Annotated in this window: 20 protein-coding genes and 1 pseudogene; 14 read left to right on the top strand and 7 right to left on the bottom strand. The window is 67.0% G+C overall.

The window, feature by feature from the left end; genetic code table 11:
* Positions 1-38: 38 nt before the first annotated feature.
* On the top strand, positions 39-614 hold the full coding sequence (locus ABIA65_RS06160) for a TetR/AcrR family transcriptional regulator (protein WP_354522960.1): 576 nt from the start codon (positions 39-41) through the stop codon (positions 612-614).
* Positions 615-670: 56 nt separating this feature from the next.
* A complete protein-coding gene (gene lfrA / locus ABIA65_RS06155; protein WP_354522959.1) occupies positions 671-2,326 on the top strand; it encodes an efflux MFS transporter LfrA in 1,656 nt (551 codons plus the stop codon).
* Here the strand turns inward: lfrA and ABIA65_RS06150 are convergent.
* Positions 2,289-2,513 (bottom strand): annotated as a pseudogene (locus ABIA65_RS06150) (anthrone oxygenase family protein); the annotation flags it as partial. The gene lfrA and the pseudogene ABIA65_RS06150 sit on opposite strands and share 38 nt — an antisense overlap.
* Positions 2,514-2,777: 264 nt before the next feature.
* On the opposite strand from ABIA65_RS06150, the gene ABIA65_RS06145 reads away from it, so the two are divergent.
* Positions 2,778-3,710 (top strand): AraC family transcriptional regulator, encoded by a 933-nt coding sequence (locus tag ABIA65_RS06145; RefSeq protein ID WP_241402730.1) that lies wholly within the window; start codon positions 2,778-2,780, stop codon positions 3,708-3,710.
* Here ABIA65_RS06145 and ABIA65_RS06140 read toward each other — a convergent pair.
* The gene (locus ABIA65_RS06140) at positions 3,689-4,837 is read right to left on the bottom strand and encodes a cation:proton antiporter (RefSeq protein WP_241402729.1); all 1,149 of its coding nucleotides are present in this window, start codon (positions 4,835-4,837) and stop codon (positions 3,689-3,691) included. The genes ABIA65_RS06145 and ABIA65_RS06140 overlap by 22 nt on opposite strands.
* A gap of 36 nt (positions 4,838-4,873) precedes the next feature.
* Complete coding sequence (locus tag ABIA65_RS06135) at positions 4,874-6,211, bottom strand: carotenoid oxygenase family protein (protein WP_354522958.1); 1,338 nt, start codon at positions 6,209-6,211, stop codon at positions 4,874-4,876.
* Between the two features lie 152 nt (positions 6,212-6,363).
* Between ABIA65_RS06135 and ABIA65_RS06130 the strand changes: the two genes are divergently transcribed.
* The 3 genes from ABIA65_RS06130 (at position 6,364) to ABIA65_RS06120 (ending at position 8,683) form a co-directional block, all read left to right on the top strand.
* Positions 6,364-6,891, top strand: coding sequence for a PadR family transcriptional regulator (locus ABIA65_RS06130; protein WP_354522957.1), 528 nt, complete (start codon positions 6,364-6,366; stop codon positions 6,889-6,891).
* 92 nt (positions 6,892-6,983) lie between these two features.
* Positions 6,984-7,757: a PadR family transcriptional regulator gene (locus ABIA65_RS06125; protein WP_354522956.1), complete on the top strand. Its 774-nt coding sequence runs from the start codon at positions 6,984-6,986 to the stop codon at positions 7,755-7,757.
* A gap of 71 nt (positions 7,758-7,828) precedes the next feature.
* Positions 7,829-8,683, top strand: coding sequence for an oxidoreductase (locus ABIA65_RS06120; RefSeq protein ID WP_241402725.1), 855 nt, complete (start codon positions 7,829-7,831; stop codon positions 8,681-8,683).
* A gap of 48 nt (positions 8,684-8,731) precedes the next feature.
* On the opposite strand, the gene glpK is transcribed toward ABIA65_RS06120, so the two are convergent.
* A complete protein-coding gene (gene glpK, locus ABIA65_RS06115; protein WP_354522955.1) occupies positions 8,732-10,249 on the bottom strand; it encodes a glycerol kinase GlpK in 1,518 nt (505 codons plus the stop codon).
* A gap of 40 nt (positions 10,250-10,289) precedes the next feature.
* On the opposite strand from glpK, the gene ABIA65_RS06110 reads away from it, so the two are divergent.
* The 7 genes from ABIA65_RS06110 (at position 10,290) to ABIA65_RS06080 (ending at position 18,838) form a co-directional block, all read left to right on the top strand.
* On the top strand, positions 10,290-11,072 hold the full coding sequence (locus ABIA65_RS06110) for a class I SAM-dependent methyltransferase (protein ID WP_241402723.1): 783 nt from the start codon (positions 10,290-10,292) through the stop codon (positions 11,070-11,072).
* Positions 11,073-11,081: 9 nt separating this feature from the next.
* Complete coding sequence (locus ABIA65_RS06105) at positions 11,082-12,560, top strand: glutamate-cysteine ligase family protein (protein WP_241402722.1); 1,479 nt, start codon at positions 11,082-11,084, stop codon at positions 12,558-12,560.
* 10 nt (positions 12,561-12,570) lie between these two features.
* Positions 12,571-13,263: a class I SAM-dependent methyltransferase gene (locus tag ABIA65_RS06100; protein WP_241402721.1), complete on the top strand. Its 693-nt coding sequence runs from the start codon at positions 12,571-12,573 to the stop codon at positions 13,261-13,263.
* A 353-nt stretch (positions 13,264-13,616) separates the two neighbouring features.
* Entirely contained in the window at positions 13,617-15,194 is a 1,578-nt protein-coding gene (locus ABIA65_RS06095; protein ID WP_354522954.1) for a permease, read from the top strand.
* Between the two features lie 74 nt (positions 15,195-15,268).
* Positions 15,269-16,054 carry an SDR family NAD(P)-dependent oxidoreductase gene (locus tag ABIA65_RS06090; protein WP_354522953.1) on the top strand — a complete coding sequence of 262 codons (786 nt, stop codon included), beginning with the start codon at positions 15,269-15,271 and terminating at the stop codon, positions 16,052-16,054.
* Positions 16,051-17,475, top strand: a complete 1,425-nt coding sequence (locus tag ABIA65_RS06085) for an aldehyde dehydrogenase family protein (RefSeq protein ID WP_354522952.1) — start codon at positions 16,051-16,053, stop codon at positions 17,473-17,475. Before ABIA65_RS06090 ends, ABIA65_RS06085 begins: the two co-directional genes overlap by 4 nt.
* A 19-nt stretch (positions 17,476-17,494) precedes the next feature.
* A complete protein-coding gene (locus ABIA65_RS06080) occupies positions 17,495-18,838 on the top strand; it encodes an amidase (RefSeq protein WP_354522951.1) in 1,344 nt (447 codons plus the stop codon).
* Here ABIA65_RS06080 and ABIA65_RS06075 read toward each other — a convergent pair.
* Positions 18,835-19,557: a YoaK family protein gene (locus ABIA65_RS06075; protein ID WP_354522950.1), complete on the bottom strand. Its 723-nt coding sequence runs from the start codon at positions 19,555-19,557 to the stop codon at positions 18,835-18,837. The genes ABIA65_RS06080 and ABIA65_RS06075 overlap by 4 nt on opposite strands.
* Before the next feature lie 9 nt (positions 19,558-19,566).
* Positions 19,567-21,153 (bottom strand): hypothetical protein, encoded by a 1,587-nt coding sequence (locus ABIA65_RS06070; RefSeq protein ID WP_354522949.1) that lies wholly within the window; start codon positions 21,151-21,153, stop codon positions 19,567-19,569.
* 357 nt (positions 21,154-21,510) lie between these two features.
* Between ABIA65_RS06070 and ABIA65_RS06065 the strand changes: the two genes are divergently transcribed.
* Positions 21,511-22,887: an MFS transporter gene (locus ABIA65_RS06065; RefSeq protein WP_354522948.1), complete on the top strand. Its 1,377-nt coding sequence runs from the start codon at positions 21,511-21,513 to the stop codon at positions 22,885-22,887.
* On the opposite strand, the gene ABIA65_RS06060 is transcribed toward ABIA65_RS06065, so the two are convergent.
* On the bottom strand, positions 22,888-24,561 hold the full coding sequence (locus tag ABIA65_RS06060) for a PucR family transcriptional regulator (RefSeq protein WP_241402713.1): 1,674 nt from the start codon (positions 24,559-24,561) through the stop codon (positions 22,888-22,890).
* Between the last annotated feature and the right edge of the window lie 128 nt (positions 24,562-24,689).

Raw genomic sequence — 24,689 nt, 5'->3', positions numbered from 1 at the left:
CTGTCCCACTTTGGTCATGATGTGCTACATTAAGCCCCATGGCAGCTCCGCAATCGATCGAAGGTGGCTCGCGCGCTCGCACGCGTCGGGCGATTCTCGATGCTGCGATGACCCTGCTCGCCGACGACCCCACCACCCCACTCGGTGATATCGCGGCCGAGGCCGAGGTGGGCCGGAGCACCCTGCACCGCTACTTTCCCGAACGCTCCGATCTGCTGCGCGCGCTCGCGCGTCACGTCCACGCGCTGAGTAACGCGGCCATCGAGCACGCCGAACCCGACTGCGGACCACCGGTGGAGGCACTGCGCCGTGTCGTCGAGTGCCAACTCGACCTCGGCCCGATCGTGCCCTTCATCTTCAACGAGCCGACGCTCGTCGCCGACCCGGAGATCGCGGCCGAGCTCGACACGGGCGACGAGCTGATCGTCGAGATGCTCAACCGCGCGTCGTGTCAGGGGTCGGCCGGGCCTCCCGGATGGCCACGGCTGGTCTTCTGGGCGCTTCTGAATGCGGGCTATGAGGCCATGAAGCTCAACAGTGCGCCCCGCGTGCAGATCGTTGACGCCATCATGGCGAGCCTGGTCGAGGGCACGATCAACCCGAACTCGAGCTGAGACGCGGCCGTCCGCCCGTCCGCACCCTTCCGCTTTTCCGTTCTACAGGAGTGACAATGTCCATCCGGCATGACGCCAACGAGGCGTCGAGCCAGCAGTCCATCACGACCCCGCGCAAGGCGTGGGCGGCTCTGGCCGTCCTATTGCTGCCGGTACTGCTGATCGCCGTTGACAACACCATCCTGGCGTTCGCTCTACCCAGCATCGCCCAGGAGTTCCGCCCGGCGGCCACCACCCAGTTGTGGATCGTCGACGTGTACTCGCTGGTGCTCGCCACGCTTCTGGTGGCGATGGGAAGCCTCGGCGACCGGATCGGACGGCGTCGCATGCTGATGATCGGCGCGACCGGTTTCGCGGCGGTGTCGGCGGCGGCGGCATTCGCACCCAGCGCCGGCTACCTCGTCCTGGCACGCGCCGTGCTCGGCTTCTTCGGCGCCATGCTGATGCCGTCGACGCTGTCGTTGATCCGCAACATCTTCGAGGACGCGTCCTCGCGCCGGCTCGCGATCGCGATCTGGGCATCGTTCTTCACCGCCGGGTCCGCGCTGGGCCCGATCGTGGGTGGGGTGCTGCTCGAGCACTTCCACTGGGGTGCGGTGTTCCTGGTCGCGGTGCCGATCCTGCTGCCGCTGCTGATCTTCGCGCCGCGGCTGGTGCCCGAGTCGCGTGACCCCAACCCCGGGCCACTCGATCCGACGAGCGTCGTGTTGTCGCTGACGACGATGCTTCCGCTGGTCTGGGCCATCAAGTCCGGCGCCCACGACGGCCTGTCCTGGATGGTCGGCGCCGCACTGGTCGTGACGGTCGCCTCCGGCCTGCTGTTCGTGCGGCGCCAGAATCAAAGCGCCACACCGATGATCGACATCAAGCTCTTCGGCTACGCCCCGTTCGCGTCGTCGATCCTGGCGAACTTCTTGTCGATTGTGGGGCTCATCGGGTTCATCTTCTTCGTGTCCCAACACCTCCAGCTCGTGCTGGGGCTGAGTCCCCTGGCGGCCGGTCTGGTGACGCTGCCCGGCGCGGTCCTGTCGATGGTGGCGGGCATCGGGGTGGTGCGACTGGTCAGGTGGTTCGCCCCGCACGCCCTGGTCGTCACGGGTCTGGTGCTGGTGTCGCTCGGCTTCGGCATGATCCTGCTGTTCCGCCACGACCTGACGGTGGCCGCCGTGGTGGCGTCGTTCATCGTGCTGGAGGTCGGCGTCGGCATCTCACAGACGATCACCAACGACACCATCGTGTCATCGGTGCCACCGGCCAAGGCCGGCGCGGCCTCAGCGGTGTCGGAGACCGCGTACGAACTGGGCGCGGTGGTCGGCACCGCCATCCTGGGCACGATCTTCACGGCGTTCTACCGCGCCAATGTCCAAGTGCCACAAGGTCTGTCCGCCGGACAAACCGCCGACGCCGCGGAGAGCATCGGCGGCGCGACGGCAGTGGCCCAGCAGTTGCCGCCCGCGGTGGCCGACAAGCTGCTGGACTCGGCGAAGGTGGCCTTCGACTCCGGTATCGCGCCGACGGCGATCATCGCGGGCCTGCTCACCCTGGTGGCAGCGGTCGTGGTCGCATTCACGTTCCGCGGCAACCGATTCAGCGCTGCGCCAAGCCGACCAGTATCAGAGCCGAGCCCACCAGTGGCGCAACCGTCCGAACGTGGTTCCACGCCGTCCACGGCACCAGATAGTCACGCCACTGGCGTACTGCCTCAGCCGTAGACAGGACGGCCGGGTCGACAGCGTCGAGCCGGTTGTTCAGCGGGACGTTGAACGCCATGGTGACGACGAACGCCACCAGGCCCAGTGCGGCGCCGGCCAACACGTAGGGCGCGCCGGGTGTCGACAGGCGAAGCGCTGCAGCGATGCCGACGCCGAGTGCCAGCAGGGCTGATCCCACGAAGAGCATCAGGAACGGTGCATTCGCCTGGGCTTCGGCATTCATGCCCCGCATGGCGGTGATCGCCTCAACTGGTTCGGTGCGGTCCAGTCCCTTCATGACGAAGGTGGAGAACGCGTAGAAGAGACCGCCGACGGCGGCGGTCGACACCGCAGCCGCGGTGGTGGCGATGACGTACGGGCTCGTTGACATGACCTCAGTCAATCGCTGGACCGCGAGACGTTCCATGGCCAAATGGCTCATTTGCATACGCCATCGTCTACATTCTCCGGTGTGGACGCACTGGGTGGGCTCCTCGACGGTGTCCGCGCGCGCGGAGCGTTCGTGCTGCGGACCTCGCTGGACCCACCTTGGGCGATGCGCATCCAGGACGACGCCCCGCTGTCACTGATCTGCGTCACGCACGGCGAGTCCGTCATCGTCACGGAGTCGGGTGACGTGCTCGACCTCAGTCCCGGTGACGTCGCCGTCACGCGCGGGACAGAGCACTATCGCTTCGCGCACGACGCCGACACCGAACCACAGGTGGTGGTCCATCCGGGAAACCGGTGCACGACGTTGAGCGGCGAGAGCCTTCGCTTCGAGATGTCGGTGGGCGTGCGGACATGGGGCAATGCGACCGCAGGGGCGGATCGTGCCGTGATCTGTGCCTACGAGGGGCACAGCGAGGTGAGTCTTCGTCTGCTGAACGCACTTCCGACGGTGCTCGTGCTGCGTGGCGACGAGTGGCAGACCCCGCTGGTCGGCCTGCTCGCCGCGGAGGCGGGACGTGACGGCACCGGCCAGGCGGCCTATCTGGACCGGCTCCTCGATCTGCTGCTGATGGATGTGCTGCGCACCTGGTTCGACCGCGACGAGCGTGCGCCTGCATGGTGGAACGCCGAGCGGGACCCTGTCGTCGGGCCTGCGCTGAGGCTCATCTACAACAATCCCGCCCATCCGTGGACTGTGTCCGAACTCGCTGCCGCCGTGGGGAACTCACGGGCCGCGTTCGCGCGCCGCTTCACCGGAGAGATCGGCGAGTCCCCCATCGCATTCCTGACCGGGTGGCGTCTGGCACTGGCCGCCGACCTGCTGAGGTCGAGCCAGGCGACCATCGCCGCGATCGCACGCCAGGTCGGCTACGGCACGCCCTTCGCGCTGAGCAGCGCGTTCAAGCGCGCGTACGGCGTAAGCCCCAACACCTACCGGCTCGACGCCTGCTGACGACGCTTGGCGAACCCGCCGGCAATCGACGTCGCCGCGATCGTCAGCAGTGCGCCGAGGATCAAGGCCGCCGGCTCCCCGGGGCCCAGCAGGTTCTGCTCGGTGCCGAGCGCGGCGGCAGCGACCGGCACACCCAGCTGGGCGGCGGCCATCGTCCCCAACGGAAGGGGCTGGCCCAGCAGGCGTCCAGCGCAGTGCGCGATGACGGCACCCACCCCGAGTGCGAGACCCAGTGCGATGAACTCGGGATGATCGGCGAGTTCACGAACCTGCAGCGACGCCCCGAGCCAGACGAAGAACAGTGGCCCGAAGAAGCCCTCGGTGATGCCCAACAGTTGGCGGGCAAGCCGTTTCGGCTCACCGATCCCGTTGACCACCAAACCCAGCGCGAAACCGGCCAGCATGATCGACACGTGCGCGCTGACCGCCAGCGCCGACAAAGCGAACAGCAGGATGAGGCTGGTGCGCAGTTCCAGCGCCAGGGCGTGGCGCTTCGAATACTCGCGCAGCCGGTCGTGTGTGCCGTTGCGTTCGAAATGCCGCAGCACGAAGTACAACACGCCAGCACAACCGGCGATGGCCAGTGCACCGAGCGCCGCATGCGCCGCCTTGCTCGGGTTGATCACCAATGGCAGCAAGATGATCGAGGCGGCATCGGCGATGGCAATCTGCGCCTTGACCGATAGCACGGGCGGCCCATCAAGCTTGAGACCGTCGATCACGGGTAACGCGATGGCGGCCGACGAGGACGCCATCAGCACCGCGTACAGCGCGGCGTGCCCGGTGCCGAAGGCGTGTGCCAGCAGCACCCCGAGCACCGCGGCGACCACCCCGACGAGCACCGCACGCAGGATCGCCTTCGGCACACCGGCGCGCAATGACGTATCCCGAACGGGGACATGGGTACCCACGACGAACATGACGAGCGCGAAGCCGATGTTGGCGAGCAGCACGAACGTGGGGTCCGTTGTGTCGACGATATCGAAACCCGTTTTGCCGACAAGCATTCCGGCGGCCAGCTCGCCCACGATGACGGGTACAGCCAGGCGCGGGATCATGGTGAGCAGCGGGCCCGCCATGCCGATCACGACCAGCAGCGCCAGCGTGTCGAACCCGAATCCCGGCATTCGGCCACCCTAAACCGCAGGACGGCCAACGAAGCGCTAGGCGCTGATCCAGTTCCCGTGGAACCCGTAGGGCACGCGAGTTGGCAGCTTGATCCTGGCGACGGGGTCTCCCGCGAAATCGGACGCGTCCAGAATCACCAGATCGCTGCCGTCACGCGCGGGGTCGTAAACGTAGCCGAGGTACCAACCGCTGCCCTCGTCAGGCGCCCCGGATGCCGGCACGAACACCGCCTCCCCCGGTCCCCCGGCGCCGAGATCGTGCACGACGGCCGATCCGGTCTGCAGGTCATGGCGCACCCAACCATTGGCGCCGACCGACACCGAGTACCGCGCGGGCAGACCGGCGAGGCGGTCGTCGATGCGCGGGAACTCCACGGCGCGGTCATCGAGCTGACGCTCGGTCACGGTGCCCGACGCCAGGTCGATAGTCCACGACCACAGCACCGCCTCGACGTCGAATCCACCGTTGTCACGCCATAACTCGGGGTAGCGGACCGCCTGCAGGACGATGCCGTTTCCGTCCGCGGTGTCGTGTGCGTTCGCCACGTGGAAGACGTAGCACGGATCGATCTCGAACCACCGGACCTCGCCGAACGGATCGTCTCGCCTCAGCACACCGAGGCGCGCGCCGTAGGAGTCGTCCCAGCGGTAGGGCATGTCGCCCTCACCCTTCATGGCGACGTCCATGTTGAACACGACCGGCAGGTCCATGAAGATCACGTGCTTCGCCGTCATCGCGAAGTCGTGCATCATCGTCAGCGCCTTCACGTCCAGCGGCCGGTTGATCACCAGCTCTCCGTTGGCGTCCGCGCGGTGATAGGTGACGTGCGGCGCGAAGATGTTGCCGTAGCCGAAGAAGTGCATCTCACCGGTGGTTGGGCAGATCTTCGGGTGTGCGGTCATCGAGTCGACGAGCTTGCCGCCGAAGTCGTACGCGCCGACAGTCTCCAGGTCGTTGGTGATCTCATAAGGCAGCGACGACTCCACCAACGCCAGCGTCTTTCCGGCATGGTTCACCACATGGGTGTTGGCTACGGCCGAGCGCAGATTGCGGGTGCCGTCGGCGTTGTAGAGCGGGAAATCCTTGATGAAGCTGTCGGTGCGCACCCACCGGTTCCGGTACCACTTGGCCTGGCCGTCCTCGATCCTGACGCCGTGGATCATGCCGTCACCGGTGAACCAGTGCGCGGTCGCCTGGCGGGGATTCGGTCCATTGCGCAGGTACCAACCGTCGAGATCGGTGGGGATCGCGCCGTCGACCTGGAGCGAGTACTCGGTGAGTTCGTCGGGGACGGGCGCGTAGTTGCCGGTCTGAAAGAAGTTCCCGGTCGCGGGCAGATTGTCGGCGGGTGCCACGTCATGGGTGTCGGTCATATCGCACTCCTTGGGCTGGAATTGGACGATACGCCCATCGTGACATTCCACTTGTGACATGTCAATAGTGAAACGTGATCGCGGACCCTCGCGACACGGGTCGCCCCGCGTCGACATGTCACAACTGAAATGTCGAGTCGTACTCTTCGGAGGTGAGCCTTCGCATCGCAGCACTCGGCATGCTGGTCCAAGCCCCGGGAAGTGGTTATGACCTGCTCAAACGCTTCGAGAAGTCGATGGCGAACGTGTGGCCCGCGACCCAGAGTCAGCTCTATGGCGAACTGAACAAGCTGGCCGACGCCGGCCTGATCGAGGTGTCCGCCATCGGGCCGCGGGGCCGCAAGGAGTACCGCGCCACCGACACCGGCCGGGAGGAACTAGTCCGTTGGATCACCTCACCGCAGGACGATCCGCCGGTTCGAAGCGCCGCGCTGCTGCGCGTCTTCCTGCTCAGCGAGATCCCGGCCGCCGACGCCCGTGAGTACATGCTCACGGTGGCCCAGCGCGCTGATGACGACATTAAATCCCTTGAACAACTGCGTGATTCGATCAAATGGGACGACACCGACGCGGACTTCTACGGCGGGACCGCGCTCGAGTTCGGCCTGCGCCGAGCCCGGCTCGAAGCCGACTGGGCGCGGTGGGTCGTGGCGGGCATCGACGAGCGAGCGAAGAAGTGAAGTCAAATTAGTCGTTGCATCGCGATAGTTTCCGATATATCGTCAACGTATCGGAAACGCATTCGGCGTTTCCCGCCGAAGGAGAACCACTCATGAACAACCCATTCACACCCCCAGAGAACTCGTTTGAAGGACGGAGCCCGTTTGAAGGACGGAGCCCGTTTGAAGGACGGGGCCCGTTCGGAGGACAACGTCCCGGCTTCGGCTTCGGCCGCGCGTTCAGCCCCGAGGACCGGCGCGCATTTCACGAAAGCCGCAGGCAGGCGCGCCAGGACTTCCGTGACCACGTCCGCGATCACCGCGGCGACGGCGGATTCGGACCCGGCTTCGGGCCATTCGTCCCCGGTGGCGGCCTCGGCCCCTTCCTCGAGTTCGGCTTCGGACCTGGCCGCGGCGGCAGGCGCGGCGGGCCGCGCGGCGGTGGACGCAGCCGCCGAGGTGACGTCCGCGCCGCGATCCTCACGCTGCTCCTCGACCGGCCGATGCACGGCTACGAGATGATCCAGGAGATCAACGAGCGCAGTCGGCAGATGTGGAAGCCCAGCCCCGGCTCGGTCTACCCGACGCTGCAGCTGCTCGTCGACGAGGGTCTGCTCGTCGCCACCGAGGCCGGCGGAAGCAAGAAGCTCTTCGAACTGACCGAGGAGGGCCGGGCCGCCGCCGAGAAGATCGAGACGGCCCCGTGGGACGCGATCACCGAGAGCGCCGACCCGGGTGCGGTCAACCTGCACAGCGCCATCGGACAGCTGATGGGAGCGGTCGCGCAGTCAGCGCACGCCGCATCCGCTGATCAGCAGCAGCGGGTCGTCGACATCGTCAACAACGCCCGCCGGGAGATCTACCAGATCCTGGGCGAGTCCGACTGATTCGTGATTTCGGCGCGGTTTCGTTTCCCTCAAGCGGATGAAACCGCGCCGAAGTCGCGTAGGTATTACTCATGACGACATTCCCGCTGGGCCCGTTCACCGTCAAGCGCATCGGCTTCGGGGCCATGCAGCTGCCCGGCCCCGGAGTCTTCGGGCCGCCACGCGACCGCGATCAGGCGCTCGCCGTGCTGAGACGTGCCGTCGAACTCGGGGTCGACCACATCGACACCGCTCAGTTCTACGGCCCAGACGTGGCCAACGAGCTCATTCGCCAGGCGCTGCACCCGTATCCCGCCGACCTCGCCCTGGTCAGCAAGGTCGGGGCCCGCCGCGACGACGCCGGCAACTGGAACGCCGCGCAACAACCCGACGAACTGCGCGCCGACATCGAGGTGAACCTCCGCGAACTCGGCGTGGACCAGCTGGCCGCGGTCAACCTGCGCGTTCACTCAGGGGATCCCAGCGCCGTCGCCGAGGTCGACCGCGAACTGTTCGACCGTCAGCTGAGCGCCATGATCACCGCGCGCGACGCGGGCCTCATCGGGGGCATCGGGCTGAGCAGCGTCTCCGTCGAGCACCTTCAGATCGCGCTCGATCGCACGGAGATCGTCACCGTGCAGAACGCGTACAACCTGGTCGATCGCAGTTCACAGCCGGTACTCGACCTGTGCACCGAACACGGCATCGCGTTCGTGCCGTTCTTCCCCCTCGGTTCGGGCTTCTTCGCCGAGAATCCAGTCCTGGGCAATGCCGCGGTGCAGAAGGCCGCCGCCGAGCTGGGGCGCACGCCTGCCCAGATCGCGCTGGCGTGGACACTGTCGGTGGCGCCCAACGTGCTGCTGATCCCCGGCACGTCATCGGTGGCGCACCTCGAGGAGAACATGGCCGTCGCGGATATCGAACTCCCCGCTGACTTCGCTCCCTAGCGATTTCGGCGCGAAATGGAGCGCTGAGCGCTCCAAAACGCGCCGAAATCACTGAACGTCGACCCAGTCCAGCGTGCGCTGCACCGCCTTCTGCCAACCCGCGTAACCGGTGGCGCGCTGATCGTCGCTCCACGTCGACGTCCAGCGTTGGTCCTCCTGCCAGTTGGCTCGCAGGTCATCCGGGCCCTCCCAGAAGCCGACCGCCAATCCGGCGGCGTAGGCCGCACCCAGCGCGGTGGTCTCCGCGACGACGGGTTTGACCACGTCAACGCCCAGCACATCGGCCTGAATCTGCATGCACAGACGGTTGGCGGTGATGCCACCGTCGACCTTCAGAACCTCAAGGTGCACACCGGAATCGGCCTCCATGGCATCGACGACGTCGCGGCTCTGGTAGCAGATCGCCTCCAATGTCGCGCGCGCCACGTGTGCGTTGGTGTTGAACCGCGACAATCCGACGATCGCGCCGCGGGCATCCGAGCGCCAGTACGGTGCGAACAGCCCAGAGAACGCGGGCACGAAGTAGACGCCACCGTTGTCGGGGACCTGGCGGGCCAGTGACTCGCTCTGCGCGGCACCGCTGATGATGCCCAGCTGATCGCGCAGCCACTGTATGGCCGACCCGGTGACGGCTATCGAACCCTCAAGTGCGTAAACGGGTTTCGCGTCCCCGAACTGATAGCACACGGTGGTGAGCAGGCCATTGGAGGACCGCACGATCTTCTCGCCGGTGTTGAGTAGCAGGAAGTTGCCGGTGCCGTAGGTGTTCTTGGCCTCGCCCGCACTCAGGCACACCTGGCCCACCATCGCGGCCTGCTGGTCGCCGAGGATTCCGGTCAGCGGCACCTCGCCGCCGACGGGACCGTGCGCAAGGGTGGTGCCGTAGGACTCCGGATGCGATGACGGCTTGATCTCGGGCAGCATCTGGCGCGGAATACCGAAGAACGACAACAGCTCATCGTCCCAGTCCAGCGTCTCGAGGTTCATCAGCATCGTCCGGCTGGCGTTGGTGACATCGGTGACGTGTACGCCGCCGCGCGGGCCGCCCGTCAGATTCCACAGCACCCACGTGTCGGGCGTGCCGAAGAGCGCGTCACCCCGCTCGGCGTCGGCGCGCACACCGTCGACGTTCTCGAGGATCCACTGCACCTTGCCGCCCGAGAAGTACGTCGCGGGAGGCAGTCCGGCCTTCTGCCGGATGATGTCACCGCGGCCGTCACGGTCCAGTGCCGATGCGATCCGGTCGGTTCGGGTGTCCTGCCACACGATGGCGTTGTAGTAGGGCCTTCCGGTCCGCTTGTTCCACACCAGTGCGGTCTCGCGCTGGTTGGTGATGCCGAGCGCGGCGAGGTCACTGGCCGACAGGCCGGTGGTGTTGAGCGCGGACATCACCACCGATGAGGTGCGTTCCCAGATCTCCACCGGGTTGTGCTCGACCCATCCCGCCCGCGGCAGGATCTGCTCGTGTTCGAGCTGATGACGCCCCACCTCGGCGCCATTGTGATCGAAGACCATGCACCGGGTGCTGGTGGTGCCCTGGTCGATGGCGGCAACGAAGTCGGCCAACGGTCACTCCTCGTGGCTGGGGGCTGTGTAGTCGTCCATCATGGTCTACATGGCCTCGCCACCATCCGACTTCAAGGACATAACCCGCATGCCCCGCGGCGGGCCGGATGCCTCGTGCCTGGACCGCATGCTGCAGACCGACCGCGACGAGTACCTGGATCGCGACTCCGACGGAAACCCCGCCGACGAGGCGCGCAAGCGCAGTGTGGTGCGCGCGCTGGAACGCACCGGCGAGTGGTTCGGCAACCACGAGCGGTTCGCCGCCATCGCGCTGGAGGAGGTCGCCGAGGTCCCCGATCCGCGAATCCTCGAACTGGGCTCGGGTCACGGTGGCCTCTCGGCGAAGCTGCTGGAGATGCACCCGACCGCGCACCTGACGGTGACGGACCTCGAGCCGAACTCGGTCGCCGCGATCGCCGCCGGTGAACTCGGGGACCATCCGCGCGCCACCGTCGCAGCGATGGACGCCACCTCGATCGACGCCCCCGACGGCCACTTCGATCTCGCGGTGTTCGCGCTGTCGTTCCATCATCTGCCGCCAGCCGCCGCGGCCAGGGTCTTCGCCGAGGGCACGCGCGCGGCCAAGAAGCTGCTGATCATCGACCTGCCCCGGCTTCCGGCACCGCTGCACCTGGTGCAACTCGCCGTGATGTTGCCGTTCGCCCCGTTCGTGCCGTTCGTCCACGACGGGGTCATCAGCTCACTGCGCTGCTACAGCCCATCGGCGCTGCGGGCGCTGGCCGCACATGCCGACCCGGCCATCGACGTCGATCTGCGCGGTGGGTTGACGAGTCCTCAGGTGGTGGTGGCCACCCGCCACTAGGCTCGTGTCGTGGGCGATGAGGTCAGTCAGACCGAGTTCAGTCGAGCGCAACGGCAGCAGTACCGGCGCAAGGTAGCCCTGAGCCTGGACGTCTTCGAGACGATGTTGCGCCAGTCCAGCTTCGACTTCGAACGGCCGCTGACCGGTATGGAGATCGAGTGCAACCTGGTCGACGGCCAATACCAGCCGGCGATGAGCAACTCCGAGGTGCTGGCCTCGATAGCCAACCCCGCCTTCCAGACCGAATTGGGCGCCTACAACATCGAATTCAACGTCCCACCGCGGCCGCTGCCGGGGGACGCCGCCCTTGGCCTCGAGCTCGAGATACGCGCCAGCCTCAACGCCGCAGAGGAGAGGGCCAACACCGACGGCGCACACATCGTGATGATCGGCATCCTGCCCACCCTCATGCCCGAGCATCTGTCGGGCGACTGGATGAGCGAGTCGACTCGCTACCGGGCGCTCAACGACTCGATCTTCACCGCGCGCGGCGAGGACATGGTCATCGACATCTCCGGTCCGGAACGGCTCAGTGTGCAGGCAGCATCCATCGCGCCCGAATCCGCGTGCACCAGCGTGCAGTTGCACCAGCAGGTCTCCCCCGCCGACTTCGCCCACAACTGGAACGCCGCTCAGGTGCTGGCGGGGCCGCAGCTGTGCCTTGGCGCCAACTCCCCCTACTTCTTCGGCCACGAGCTGTGGGCGGAGACGCGCATCGAACTTTTCGCCCAGGCCACCGACACTCGTCCCGACGAACTGCGCACGCAGGGCGTGCGGCCGCGGGTGTGGTTCGGGGAACGCTGGATCACCTCGATATTCGACCTGTTCGAGGAGAACGTGCGGTACTTCCCGTCACTGCTTCCCGAACTCTCCGACGAGGACCCGGTGGCCGAACTCGCGGCGGGGCGGACGCCGACGCTGCCGGAGCTTCGTCTACACAACGGCACCATCTACCGGTGGAACCGTCCCGTCTATGACGTGGTGGACGGCCGGCCCCACCTTCGGGTGGAGAACCGCGTCCTGCCCGCCGGCCCCACCGTCGTGGACACCATCGCGAACGCCGCCTTCTACTACGGGGCGCTGCGGACGATGGCCGACGACGACCGCCCCGTCTGGACGAAGCTGAGTTTCGCTGCCGCCGAACAGAACTTCCGCTCCGCGGCGCGACACGGTATGGACGCGCAGCTGTACTGGCCCGGTCTGGGACGTGTCGCGGCCGATGAACTAGTCCTGCGCGAACTGCTGCCGATGGCCCACGAGGGCCTCCGCCGACGGGGTGTCGCCACCGAGGTGCGTGAGCGATTTCTCGGCGTCATCGAGGGGCGGGCGAGGACGGGCCGCAACGGTGCGGTCTGGCAGGTGCAGACGGTGCACGCGCTGCAGGAGCGAGGCCTGACCAGGCCCCAGGCGCTGGCCGAGATGCTGCGACTCTACTGCCAGCGCATGCACAGCAACGAGCCCGTGCACACCTGGGACGGCCCCGCGTAGGTTGGAATTCATGAGTGACTCAATGAATCCTGAGGTACTGGACTGGGACGGCGCCTACCGCGGGGAGGGCGATTTCGAGGGACCACCACCGTGGAACATCGGCGAGCCACAGCCTGAGCTGGCGGCACTCATCCGCGATGGCAAGGTCACCGGTGACGTGCTGGACGCGGGCTGCGGGCACGCCGAACTGGCGCTGACGCTGGCCGCTGACGGTTACACCGTGGTCGGCATCGATCTGTCGCCGACGGCGATCGCCGCGGCGACGCAGGCCGCCGCGGAGCGCAACCTGCCCAACGCCACCTTCGTCCAGGGCGATATCACCGCATTCACCGGTTTCGACGGCCGGTTCAACACGATCATCGACTCGACGCTGTTCCACTCGCTGCCCGTCGAGGGCCGCGACGGGTACCAGCAGTCGGTGCTGCGGGCCGCCGCGCCGGGTGCCGTGTACTACATCCTGGTGTTCGCCAAGGGTGCGTTCCCCGACGAATGGGACGCCAAGCCCAACGAGGTGGACGAGACCGAGTTGCGTGACGCCGTGGGTAAGTACTGGGCGGTGGCCGACGTCCGGCCCGCGTTCATCCACGCCAACATCATGGCTGCGCCGCCAGGCGTCGACTTGCCGCTGCCGAAGCACGACCGTGATGACAAGGGACGCATGAAGTTACCCGCGTTCCTGCTCACCGCACACAAACCGGGCTAGCGGTGGACTGAATCCGGCTCAGCCCGAGTCGGCTGAGGCGAACGGGCCGTAGTGGCGAAACGCCCTGCGGCCCTTCGTTGTGGCCGAATGCGGTCCCCAGAGGTCCGATTCCGCTGACACTTCGACGCCGGTCATACCTGACCGAGCCGTGAACACCAGGTGCAGAGTGCACGGCCAGTTTGCACCCTGCTGGACAAAGTGACCTTTGTCTGGCCCCCCAGCGACCCTTAACGTCTACACCGTGATCTCGATCACGGTGCCCTCCTGAAGCCCGCAGGGCACGTCATCGACTGTTCCAACCCTGACCAGTCATCCACTGATGTGGCGGCGCCGAAACCAACCCGGAGGGCAACATGCACCTGACCGCAGCGCACGGCGTCTACATCGTCGGAATCCTGTCGCTGATCGGTTTCATGGTCGCGCGAAAGAGTGTGGTGGTCCCCGCCATTATCGCGACGTTTCTGACGACGTGGGTGTACACCGGTGACCTCCTGAAGGGCGTCGGCAGCGTGTTCAGTGCAGCCGCGGTCGCCACGACGGAACTCTTGAACATCTTCCTGGTTCTGACCGCGGTCACGGCCATGCTCGGCGCGATGAAGAGGGTCGGCGCAGAGCAGCGGATGATCAATCCCATTGCACGACTGATGAAGAACGGCACGCTGTCCTACTTCGTCCTATTCGGCGTCACGTACCTGCTGTCGATGGTCTTCTGGCCGACTCCAGCCCTTGGTCTCATCGCCGCGATACTGCTGCCTGCCGCCATCCGCACGGGTCTCTCGCCACTGGCCGCCGCCATGGCGATGGCGATCGCCGGGCAGGGCATGGCACTGGCCTCCGACTACGTGATCGGCGTGGCTCCGAGCCTGTCGGCCAGCGGAGCGGGTGTCTCGGCCGGCCTCATCGCCGACCGGGCGCTGATCCTCAGCTGGGTGGTGGGCGCGGTCGCCATCACGATGACGTACGTGTTGCACGTCCGCGCTCGGTCGACGGAACGAGTGCTGACCGCGACGCGACGAGCCAACCGCCAGGACGCTGAGGCAACCGCTGGCGGCGCCGCTACAGCCACGTTGGGCGATCGCGTGTCCACCGCCGTCGGCCGGGCGTTGTTGACCAAGAGGGAGCAGGTCATCGCCCCGCCTCCGTCCACAAACGGATCGGCCGACGACGTAGACGCGCTACCCGACGCATCGGTCGACCTCTCGGACGATGTCGTGCCCACCGACGGGATGCGGGCCAAGTTGTTCGCCATACTGGTTCCGATTGTCTTCGGTGCGCTGGTCGCGTTCATATTGCTCGGCAGGCTCACCGACTGGGTACCGCCGGTGGAGAGCGGCAGCGGCGCCGCCCTCGTCGGGGGCCTCGCCCTGCTCCTCACACTCGTCGTCAGCCTCACCACCGGAGGTACCGACCGTCTGGACCGGACCGGGCAACACTTCGTCGACGGACTGGTGGTCGCCTTCCGCGCCATGGGTGTCGTCATCCCGGTCGCCGGCTTCGTGCTCATCGGCATCTCGGACTTCGCCGGCCGCATCATGCTGCTCCCCGAGGACGTCGAACCACCCGCGTTCCTCTTCGACATCATCGGCAGCGGTGAGCGTTTCATCCCCGACAATCCGGTGCTGGTGATGTTCGCCATGCTGATCGCCGGCATGCTCATCGGTCTGGATGGCTCGGGCTGGGCCGGCCTTCCGTTCACCGGAGGACTGGCTGACGCGCTCGCCCACTCGTCCGGCGCGGACGCCGCCACCCTGGCGGCCATAGCGCAGAACGCGGCCGGATGGACCGGTGGCGGAACGCTCATCATCTGGTCCTCGCTCGTCGCCGTCGCCGGCTTCACCGGCATACCCGTGACGACGCTTGCCCGCCGGTTGTTCGTGCCCGTCGTGTCCGGCCTGATCCTGAGTGTGGCTCTGGCGGCGCTCATCTGGTGAGTTCACCGGATTGAACGTGACGCCATGACAACGCATTTGAGTGAGAAATAACAACGCATGTGAAAGGAATCAACGTGTCCTCCAGACCATCCATCGACCTCACTGGTGACGCCGTTATGGTCACCGGTGCCACCGGTGACATCGGCGCCGAGTATGTCTGCGCCCTCGTCTCTGCGGGGGCCGACGTCATCGCCACCGACGTTGCGCAGACCGCCGAAGCAGGACAGGAACTCGCCGACCGCGCCACCGAACTCGGCCCGGGCAAGGCAGTTTTCACCACGGTCGACGTCACGTCCGATGACGACCTCGCGGCGGCCGCGGTCCTCGCCGTCGAACGATTCGGCGGCCTCGACGCGCTGATCAACAATGCGGCCATCTATCGGTCGCTGGGACCGAAGCGGTCGCTACGCGAGCTGAGCAACGACGACTGGGACACCACGCTCCGGGTCAACGTCCGGGGCAGCTGGCAGGCCATCAAGGCCGTCACGCCACTGTTTATCGAGCGCGGGGGTGGCCGAGTGGTCAACATCAGCTCCACTGTCGCCAGAGCCGGTGTGCCCGGCTTCGCGCACTACGTTGCGTCCAAGGCCGCGGTCGACGGGCTCACCCGCGCCGCCGCGCGCGAGCTGGGCGCTCACAACATCCGGGTCAATGGCGTTGCCCCGGGGCTGGTCTCGGACTCGGCCACCGAGGCGATAAACCCGGACGGCTACGCCGCCCGCTCCGCCCAGACCCGCGCACTGGCCCGTGAGATGACTCCGAGCGACCTGGTGGGCGCCGTGCTGTGGCTCGCGAGCCAGACCAGCGGTTTTGTCACGGGTCAGACGATCTTGGTCGACGGCGGTCAGGTGTTCGCGTGACGAGCACGGCGCCACCGGTATCCCGGCCAGTCACCTGGGGTTCCGACGAGGACGCGACGCCGATCGACCCCACGTCGCTCGCCCCGCTCGGGGCTATCGCCGCGACCACCCCGAATGAACTCGATCGGGTGGTTACGGCAGCGCATGCAGGCCTTCGGGACTGGGCTCGGGACCACCGACACCGGGCCAAGGTGATGGCGCTGTGGGCGCAGAATCTCTTGGCCCACACCGACGAACTCGTCGGCGCCCTGGTGGCGCAAACGGGAAAGCCGGTGCGAGAGGCGCGCGCGGAGGTGGCCGGCGCCGCTGAGGCGCTGCAGTACAACGCCGGCCTGTGCCGGTTCATCGGGGGGCGGGCCGGCACGCTCGCCGACGGGAACATCCTGCACCTCGTCCGTCAGCCGGTGGGGCCGTCGGCGTTCATCGTGCCGTGGAACTGGCCCGTTCTGTTGCTGCTGCGGGACCTTTCGCCCGGGCTGGCAGCGGGTGTGACAGCCGTGGTCAAACCGTCCCCGCAGACCGCGTCAGTGACCGCACGCGTCGTGGCGCTCGGCCACGACGCGGGAGTGCCCGAGGACGCGGTCCAGGTCGTCATCGGCGATCGCGTCGTCGGCGACGCCCTGGTGCGCCACCCGCTCATTCGCGCCGTCTCGTTCACGGGCTCGTCTGAGGTCGGTCGGCACATCATGGCGGCGGCAGCTGCGGACCTGACTCGCCCACTGCTCGAACTCGGCGGCAAAGGTGTCGCCGTCGTGTTTCGTGACAGTGACGTGGACAGGGCGTGCGACGCCATCCTGTCGGCGGCGTTTATCACCGCAGGCCAGATGTGTATGGCCTGCACGCGAGTGCTGGTCGACAAGGCGGTCCACCGCCAGGTGGTGGAGCGAATCGTCGAGGGGACAGCCCGATTGCGGGTCGGAGATCCCCGATCCGACGAGACCGACATCGGGCCGCTGATCTCCCCGGCGCATGCCCGACGGGTCGCCGGAGTCCTCGATGACGCCCGCAGGACCGCCACCGTCCTGACCGGGGGCAGGGAACTGCACCCGGCGGGCCTGCCGGGCGGCTTCATCTCCCCGGCCGTCGTCACAGACGTCGACCTGGACTCCCCGATCGTCCAGGATGACGTCTTCGGTCCGGTCGTCACGATCGAACCGTTCGATGATGAGGACCAGGCGGTATCGGCCGCCAACGCAACATCGTTCGGTCTGGTCGGAGCGGTGTGGACGTCCGACGTCAACCGCGCGTGGCGGGTGGCGGGTGCAATCGACGCCGGCACCGTCTGGGTCAATGGCTACAACAAGTCCTATCCAGAGATGCCGAGTGGGGGATTCAAGGCTTCCGGCCTCGGGCGCACCCGCGGAATCGAAGGTGTCGAACAGTTCACCGAGGTGAAGAATGTGCACTTCTCCGTCGAGTAGCTCCACAGGCTCGATGCCCATGACCGTTCATGTTGCGGCGCAACAGGTCCGCGACAGGAAACTGACGCCCCTGACGCTGCTCGAGCGGTCACTTGAACGGATACGGGAGGTCGATCCGCTGCTGCGGGCCTTCGTCGCGATCAACGAGGACGGTGTGCGCGACGACGCCATCGAACTGACGAGGGAGGCCGACGCGGGCCGAGTCCGCGGTCCGCTGCATGGCGTTCCGATCGCGGTCAAGGATGTCATCGACGTGCGCGGCCTGCCGACCCGCGGTGGATCCGCCGCCACCGAATCAAATGCTGCACGCGCCGACGCGCCGGCCGTCGAGCGCCTCCGGGCGGCCGGCGCCCTGATCGTCGGCAAGGTCAACACCCATGAGTTCGCGCACGGGGTCACGACTCCCCCGACCCGCAATCCCTGGGATCCACAGCGGATCCCCGGGGGTTCGAGCGGCGGATCAGCGGTGGCGGTTGCCTCCGGGCAGTGCCTAGCCGCGCTGGGCAGCGATACTGGGGGGTCGATACGCGTGCCTGCCGCACTGTGCGGTGTCTCGGGGCTGCGCTCCCTTCCACGGGATATACCGGTGGGCGGCATTCTCCCCTTCTCGCCCCGCCTCGACACCTGCGGTCCGATCGCGAGAGACGCACTGGACCTCGCGCTGATGTTCGAAATCTTGTCCGGCACACCGTGTCCCATCCCTGGCTCGGCCATGGGCGTGCGCGTCGGCACCGTCGCGCGCGCAGCGCTCGGCGAGCTGGACGACGAGGTCGGGGACGCTGTGGAGGAGGCCGTGCACGTGCTGGCGGCCGCCGGAGCCGACGTCGTGACCGCCGATGTGCCGCCATTTCCTGCGTGGAGCGCCCCGCGCGCCGTCTACGTGTTGGCGGACTTTCTCGACGTGCACCGCAACGCGGGATGGTATCCACAGCGTCTCGACCGATACGGCGAGGAGCTGGCGAGCTATTTCGCGAACGCCGAGCGCATCACCCCGGAGGCGCGAGCGGACGCCGTGCGCGAACTCGAGGTCCTCGAACGGCGCCTACGCGCAGGCATGGCCGACGTCGATGTCCTTGTCCTTCCGACGACCCCGATAGCCGCACCCCTGGTGGACGACTGTGTGCACCGTCCCGATGACGAGGGTCGCGCCCCCATTGTCGGGACCCTGATGCGGCTGTGCGGACCGTTCAGCTGGTGCGGCCTGGCCGCTGTCACGGTGCCGTGCGGCATGACCCCCGACGGTCTGCCCATCGGTGTGCAGATCGCGGGTCGAGACGTGTCGACGGTGCTCAATCTCGCTGCCGCCTACCAGGCTCGAACCGCACATCACCTGCGAGAGCCGGCACTGCTCGACATCCGCTAGGAGCGGTTCGTCTCAGCGAAATCGGGTCTTCTGACTCGCTTTTCGCGCAACAGAAGGTGCCCGGTGATCACCACGACCACGGTGCCCGCGGCGGCAACGCCCAGCGGGATGGCCATGTGGATCTGCAGCAGCGCCGCCCCGGCCAGCGCGCCGAGGAAGATGACGAGGATCGCGCTGAACCTGCGGTTGACGATGGCGCCCGACGTCCCGCGCACCCAGGTCTCACCGGCCAGGCTCGTCAATGTGGAGGTCACCACGACAGTGGTCATGTCCTTCACCGCCAGCTTGCGTGCGACCATGGCTTGCTGACCCATCACCGCGGCGATGGCAGTGGCGATGACCACCTGCATGTGCGTGCCGAAGTTCTCCATGACGGCGGCGACGACGGTCAATGCGAGCAGGACCGCCGCGCCCACGCTCAGCAGGACGGTGACGCGCAGGTCCCAGGTGGACGCAGGCGATCCGGCGGGGCGATCTCGTAGCACCCATCCTGCGGCGAAGGCGCCGGCGGTGAATCCGGCCAGGGCCACGGCGGGGCCCAGTACGGGCAGTTCATCGGCGCCTGCGACGCCCATGCCGAGGATGACGATGTTGCCCGTCATGTTGCCGGTGAACACGCGGTCGAGTCCGAGGAATCCGACCGCGTCGACGACGCCGGTGACGAAGGTCAGAGCGATCATGGAGGCTAGGGCCAACTGCGGCCGATCAGGTTGTCGCATCAGCGGAGTTCAGAACACCAGGATGGCGAACAGGGTGCATAGCACCAGTCCGGCCATGACGGGAAGGAAGCACTTCCGCGCGAGGGTGAGGACCGGAACTCGGGCGAAACCGGCCACCGCGATCAGCGACGACCACGCGACGAGGGTGCCGCCGCCGGACCAGATATTGCCCATCTGCCCGATGGCCGCCAGTGTGCTCGGATCCATGCCGACGGCCGGACCGAGCGCGCCCGCAAGCGAACCGGTCAGCGGCAGGCCGCTGAAGCCGGAGCCCTCGAGACCGGCGATGAGGCCGACGAGCAGGATGCCGAACGAGGTGACGAACGGGTTCGGGGACAGGTGTGACTGCGCGGCGTTGATGAGGTCGAAGAGGATGGCCGGCCCCGGAACACCCTCTGGCATACCGAGGATCGCACCGGAGAAGTCGCCGTTTCCGATGAAGAAGAATCCCGCGATCGGCAGCACGATGCCCATCGCCTTGAACGCGAACACCAAACCGTCGACCACGTGCCGAGAGGAGGTTTCCAGGAAGTTGCGCTTGTCGTTGGTGGCGGAGGCGGCGAACAGGATGATGGCGGCGAGGCCCCCGACGATCGCTGCGGCGTCGCCGCCCTTGAGCGGCGGGACGGCTGTCGTGAACTTGCCGAGCAGCAGGTAGACGATGAAGCCGAGGTAGACCAGCGGCACGAGTATTGCAAAGATCTTCGAAGGCAACACCTTTGGCGGCAGCCCTTGATCCACATCCGGAGCGGTCAGCACCGCCGTCGCCGTGCGAATGACGGGTTCGGTTGCCGTCGGGCCGTCGGCGACCGGAACGGGGGGCCGAGGGGTGGGCGCATCCGCTGCACCGCCGGTGTCCTGATCTCCATCCGTGCGCCGAGGCGACTCGTCGATCGGTTCGATCCCCAGACGGTCGGCCTCGTTCTCCCAGGCGACGAGCAGGTCCGCCGACGGCGTGCGCCAGGTGCGTCGCTGCATCACGAAGGTGATGATCAGCGCCGTCACGCCGACGATCAGCGAGAGGACCAGTGCCTTGTCCGCGACGGCGTCCGGGTCGACGCCTGCGGCCTTGGCGGAGATACCGGGGGCGACCTTGATGATGTAGTCCGCCGACAGGGCCATACCCTGCCCTGCGATGGCGATCACCATGCCGACCGACAGGGGCGACAGGCCGGCCCGGATGGCGACCGGAATGAGCACGGCGCCCACCAGCGGTACGGCGGGCGTCGGCCAGAAGAACAACGAGATCACGTACGTGACGACCGCCAACACGATGAAACTGCTGGTTCCGGTGCGCATAACACGACGAAACGGTGTGACCATGAGCTTGTCTGCGCCCATCTGTCGCAGCGCGCCGAGCATCGCGGTCACCAACGCGATGATCAGGAAGATGTTGAACAGCTCCTTCGCCGCGACCAGGCTGGCGTTGAAGATCGACGACAGGCCCGTGACGATGCTGCCGGAGAACGCCCATGCGGTCAGCATCGTCCCGGTGACTGCGGGCACGACGATGTTCTTACGTACCGCCATCGTGATGAGAATGACGACGATGCCGGCTAGATAGATCCAGTGCGCCACGGTGATATGCGTGTCCATTGAGGGGACCCTTCGTTAACTGCTGGGGGCTGTGCAGTTTGATGCTGGAATCGTCGGCGTGGTCACGGTCCTGGTCAACGACAAGAGTGCACAGCCCCGAGGGCTTTCCCCTGTGCATAAGCTCCGATCTTGTCGGTGATGTGTCGTGGCGTTTCGACGGTGTAACGATCATCGCGCCGCGAGCACGGGCGGCGCGGCGATTCCCGGCGGCTGTGCATATTCGCCCAACTCGTCCCCTCGCAGCTGTGCACCTTCGCCTGTCGCCCCACTCCAAATGGGCACCCCGACATGCGACAGTGGGTGTGATAGCTAGGCTCACAACATGTTTCGAGGCGAACAGGCGGCATTCCGACAACAATGACCGAGGTACGCTCCTCAGCTGAGACGAATCCGCCCGTGGTGGATCCGGACACGGGCACGCCGCTGGGCCTTGCCGCGCTGCTCGCGGGGACACTGGTCGGGACGGTGAGCAACAACGTCGTCAACGTCCCACTCGGCGCGATACTCGACGAGTTCGACGCCCCGCTGGGCAGCGGCGTGTTCGTGGTGGTCGGCTTTCTGCTGGCGATGGCGGCGACCATGCCGCTGGCCGGCTGGGTCGGCGACCGGTTCGGCCGACGACGCATCTACTGCGCGGCGCTGCTCGGCACCGCGGTGTGTGCGATCGGTGCCGCGACAGCACCGTCATTGCCCCTGTTGATCGGGTGGCGCACGTTGGGGGGCGTTGCGGCGGCCGCGTTCGGACCGGCAGTGATGGGTCTGATCAGTTGGATGTTCTCAACCGAGGGCCGCGGCCGTGCGATGGGAGCGTGGGCATCGGTGAACGGTTTCGGCCAGGCGATCGGGCCGACGATGGGTGGGCTGGTCGCCGACACCTGGGGATGGCGTTGGGTATTCGTACCACTGGTTCCGGTGGCGCTGGCCGGATTCGTCGGGGCTCTGCGCTACATCCCGTCCTATCCCGGCGCCCGGATGCCCTTCGACGTCGCCGGTGCTGCCGCGCTGACTGTGGGAACGGCGATGCTGGTGCTGGGGCTGGCGCTGATCCCGCGGCCCGACATCCCGGTCTGGGCTGTCGGCGGAATGGTGGCGGCCGCGTTTGCGGCGCTGGCCTGGTTCGCCTGGCATTGCGCACGGGTGGAGCATCCCTTCGTGCGGATCCGCCTCGTCGCGGAGTCACGGTTCGCGCGCAGCACCCTGGCCGGCTTCGCCCAGATGTTCTGCCTGGGTGCAACTTTGTTGGCGATCCCGCTCTACCTCGTCGGCAGGGGCTCGTCCACGTCGATGGCGGGCGTGGTGTTGTTCGCGGTACCGGCCACGATGGTGCTGCTCGGACCCCTGGTGGGACGTTGGCTCGACCGGCTGCGTCCGAGACGGGTCCTGCGGACCGGCCTGGTGGTCCTGCTGATCGCGCAGATCGCGCTGACGGTCGGGGTGGCCCAGGAACGACTCGTGCCCGCCGTGCTGATCACCCTCCTCGTCGTGACCGGTACGGGGATCGCACTGGTGCAGACACCCGCGGCCACCGGCGCGACCCGTTCGCCCGCGGGGGCCGATGGCACCGGTCTTGGCCTGTACAACCTGGTCAGGTTCACCGGTTCTGCGATGGGGGCGGCGTGGGTGGCGGTGGCGCTCGAGGTGTCGACATATCCGGCGGTGTTCGCCGCATCAGCGGTTGTCGTCGCTCTGGGCCTGGCCGGGTCATTCGTCGGACCGGACCCGCAACCGACCTGATCAGCGGAAGCTGGCCTCACGATCGACCGCAGACTGCACTTCGTCGAGTAGTCCGAGGCGAATTGCCAGCCACGCCGTGAACTGGTTCTCCGAGACACGAATGTCCATCCCGAGTGCGCGCGAGATCCGGTCCAGCTTCGCAAGCATGGTGTTGCGGTGCACGTTGAGCACTCGAGCGGTCGCGTTCACGTTGCCGCCCTCGGCGAGGTAGGCGATGAGTGTGTCGAGTAGATCAGGTCCGGACCTCAACGGCCCCAGCACTTCTCTCACCAGCTGGCGGCTGTGCTCCGAATCGGCGATCTGCGCCAGAACGGTGAAGCTGCGCAGCTCTTGATACGACGTTGCGCCGGTGCGGTGCAGGCGGCGGGCAATGCCGAGGGCGACACGTGCTTCCCGGTAGCTCTCGCGGACCTCTCCGGCACCGCGCGCCGGGCGACCGTAGGACACCGGTGCCCGCATACCGCGGCGCCGCTCGAGTTCTGATGACATGGCGCACGCATACTCGTCCATCTCCTCACGCATCGCATCGTCTTGTTCGCTGCGCAGCGTCCGCACGACGACGAGGACGTCACCGATAACTGTCACGTAGGCGTGCACCGATCGGTGCGGTGCGACGCCGGCCGCGTACCGGGCAAGACGCACCATGCTCGCGGTCGGGCTGTCCGTCCCGTGCGGCAGCACACCGGGAGCGACGAACACCCCGAACCGGGAGTCGAGGTCGATATCGTGATGCTCGGCCCTTGCGCGCATGTCATGTTCGCTGGAGAAGCTCCCGTGCACGAGGGCTTGAACGAAGTCGCCGCGGGCGCGCTCCTCGGCCTCATCCACGCTGCGTTGGCGCAGCATCTCCGAGCCGACAATGGCGGTGGCCTGTTCGGTGAGGACGACGTGACACGCGAGGTCATGGCTACCCGGGTGGGCGTCGGGCACCAGGATCACCACCCACCCCTCGAACGACTTGCCGAGCCGAATCGCGCTGGCCACACACGTCCAGACGCTGTCGTGCGGCCCCGTGACGGTCTGTACCCGGGTGTCATGGCCGTCGATTCGCCGCGCCGCGGCAGGCAGGTCGGCGGCGAGCATCTCGCCCACCGACTCCGCCAGCGGCGCAACGGCATCGGCGGCCAGGCCGTGGTGGGCCACCAGGTGGCCGCGCGAGTCAAGCGCGACCGCCGGATTGTGCGCCAGGTTCGACACCTCCTGGATCAGGATCCGCAGTCCCGCGCCGCGATGGAAAAGCCCCGCGAGCAAGTCATGCACGTGCGTCGAGTAACGCATCACGTGCACTTCCTGGTTGAGGGCCCGCTCCGCGAGCAGGCGATTGAGCGCCCCAAAACCCACCGGGACGCCCATCTCGATGACGACGAGCGCAGGCGGCAGCACGGATCGGGAGAAACTCAGTGGCAACACACCATCCACCAGGAGGGTCGCGGCGCCGCGGGCGACCAGCGCGGACATGGCACCGCTGTGGCCGACCAACGCCTCGGGGCGGGCGTAGACCGCGACCGCCTCGAGTCGGTCGGGCTGCGACAACACCTCGTTGAGTGGCAGCACCCAGTTCAGCTCCACGTCGAGCCGGTCCGCTCCGGCTACCACGCGAGCGCCCGACATGAGGGACTCGTCGAGCAGGCCGTGCACCGTCATGCGGTCGTTGTTGGTCGGTGAAGCCGTCATCTGAACACCCTGCGTTCTTTCGATTCGTACCTCATCGGTACCGGATCTCCTGCACCCACACCATGTGCAGTATGACCCGCAAACCGGCTATCTGCCGGTCATATTGACTATCCCGCTCGTCGACCCGC

The organism is Mycolicibacterium sp. 624 (assembly GCF_040548615.1).
Taxonomy (GTDB): domain Bacteria; phylum Actinomycetota; class Actinomycetes; order Mycobacteriales; family Mycobacteriaceae; genus Mycobacterium.
The sequence above is the reverse complement of the archived record's forward strand: the minus strand, read 5'-3'. Positions and strand labels throughout refer to the sequence as shown.

What these genes read in the sequence shown, in the direction of transcription:
- ABIA65_RS06160 (WP_354522960.1), top strand. Translation starts at nt 39, where the DNA reads ATGGCAGCTCCGCAATCGATCGAAGGTGGCTCGCGCGCTCGCACGCGT.
- lfrA (WP_354522959.1), top strand. Translation starts at nt 671, where the DNA reads ATGTCCATCCGGCATGACGCCAACGAGGCGTCGAGCCAGCAGTCCATC.
- ABIA65_RS06140 (WP_241402729.1), bottom strand. Translation starts at nt 4,837, where the DNA reads ATGCCGGGATTCGGGTTCGACACGCTGGCGCTGCTGGTCGTGATCGGC.
- ABIA65_RS06135 (WP_354522958.1), bottom strand. Translation starts at nt 6,211, where the DNA reads ATGACCGACACCCATGACGTGGCACCCGCCGACAATCTGCCCGCGACC.
- ABIA65_RS06125 (WP_354522956.1), top strand. Translation starts at nt 6,984, where the DNA reads ATGAACAACCCATTCACACCCCCAGAGAACTCGTTTGAAGGACGGAGC.
- ABIA65_RS06120 (WP_241402725.1), top strand. Translation starts at nt 7,829, where the DNA reads ATGACGACATTCCCGCTGGGCCCGTTCACCGTCAAGCGCATCGGCTTC.
- ABIA65_RS06110 (WP_241402723.1), top strand. Translation starts at nt 10,290, where the DNA reads ATGGTCTACATGGCCTCGCCACCATCCGACTTCAAGGACATAACCCGC.
- ABIA65_RS06100 (WP_241402721.1), top strand. Translation starts at nt 12,571, where the DNA reads ATGAGTGACTCAATGAATCCTGAGGTACTGGACTGGGACGGCGCCTAC.
- ABIA65_RS06095 (WP_354522954.1), top strand. Translation starts at nt 13,617, where the DNA reads ATGCACCTGACCGCAGCGCACGGCGTCTACATCGTCGGAATCCTGTCG.
- ABIA65_RS06080 (WP_354522951.1), top strand. Translation starts at nt 17,495, where the DNA reads ATGACCGTTCATGTTGCGGCGCAACAGGTCCGCGACAGGAAACTGACG.
- ABIA65_RS06075 (WP_354522950.1), bottom strand. Translation starts at nt 19,557, where the DNA reads ATGCGACAACCTGATCGGCCGCAGTTGGCCCTAGCCTCCATGATCGCT.
- ABIA65_RS06070 (WP_354522949.1), bottom strand. Translation starts at nt 21,153, where the DNA reads ATGGACACGCATATCACCGTGGCGCACTGGATCTATCTAGCCGGCATC.
- ABIA65_RS06065 (WP_354522948.1), top strand. Translation starts at nt 21,511, where the DNA reads ATGACCGAGGTACGCTCCTCAGCTGAGACGAATCCGCCCGTGGTGGAT.
- ABIA65_RS06060 (WP_241402713.1), bottom strand. Translation starts at nt 24,561, where the DNA reads ATGACGGCTTCACCGACCAACAACGACCGCATGACGGTGCACGGCCTG.